The sequence below is a fragment of the Micromonospora sp. ALFpr18c genome, from assembly GCF_008868155.1.
In the GTDB taxonomy this organism is placed as follows: Bacteria; Actinomycetota; Actinomycetes; order Mycobacteriales; family Micromonosporaceae; genus Micromonospora.
Genome location: NZ_WBKR01000416.1, coordinates 1 through 1,076, shown reverse-complemented (window position 1 = coordinate 1,076; position 1,076 = coordinate 1). Strand labels below are relative to the sequence as shown.

Genomic DNA, 1,076 nt, shown 5'->3' with positions numbered 1-1,076 from the left:
CGCATCCTACTGCCCCCACCACCCACCCTCGTTGACGCCGCCGGTGATCAAGAAGTTTGCGTCAGACGTCGACCTGTTTCTGACGCAAACCTCTTGATCACCGGACTTGGCTGCGGGCCGCCGCGATCGCTTCGCGGACCGTGTGGGGGATGTAGGTGGGGTGCAGGGTGTCCTGCCAGGTGAAGCGGAGAATCGTCCAGCCGGCGTTGACCAGGCGGTTCTGGCGGCGACGATCGGCGAAAGCCGCCTCCAGGGTGCCGTGGGCGTCGCGGCCGTCCGCTTCCGCGATCACCCTCGGGGCACGCCACCCCAGGTCGCCGATGCCGAGCAGGTAACCGTCGTCATCCCGTACCTCCAGTTGCAGCGCGTCCGGCGGCACCCGGCCGTCCACGCACCGCAACCGGGTACGCGTCTCCAGCGGCGACTGCGCACGCCCGTCCGCTTCCGCCAGCCAGGAACGCGCCCCGACCGCGCCCCGTCGCCCCCGGATCAAACTCGGGATCACCGCCAACTGCGCCGGAGTGATGCGGCCCTGGTTCAGCGCCGAGTCGAGCACCGAGACGGCTGGGTAACGATCAACCCGGAGAATGACGTCCGAGACCGTTCGGAGCGACGTGGTCGTGCGAATGCCCGCAATCTCGGTGACGTCGCCGGGACCGACGGTCACCTGGTGCACGACCAGCCACGGTGCGAGAGCGCGCTGGGGACGGGGCCCGTCAACCGGCACCGAGATGTGAACCTGCGGCGACCTGCGGAGTCCGGCGATGCCGTGCAGGTCCAACGCCGTGTCCAGGACGGCGAAGGCACCTGGACCGAGACCTACGACGGCCGCCCGTACACGCGCGCGCCGCAGTGTCGATTCGCTCGGCTCCGCGTCCGGTATGTAGCAGCCACGCAGGAGCCGTTGCCACCTGCCCGACCGACACAACTGTCGGACCTGGTCCCTGCTCAGGCCGGCGCGCAGCGCCTGCGTCAGGGTGACCATCCCGTCCTGGCCGGCCGCGATGTCGCGAAGTAGCTGGTGTGCTCCCACACCACCACCCTGCCCACCAACCCAGCCTCACCAAAGCCCCTGT

Annotated in this window: 1 protein-coding gene; it reads right to left on the bottom strand. The window is 69.4% G+C overall.

Features of this window, described 5'->3' with window-relative positions; genetic code table 11:
* Positions 1-97: 97 nt before the first annotated feature.
* On the bottom strand, positions 98-1,033 hold the full coding sequence (locus F8271_RS31475; RefSeq protein ID WP_225854903.1) for a type IV toxin-antitoxin system AbiEi family antitoxin domain-containing protein: 936 nt from the start codon (positions 1,031-1,033) through the stop codon (positions 98-100).
* Positions 1,034-1,076: the final 43 nt, after the last annotated feature.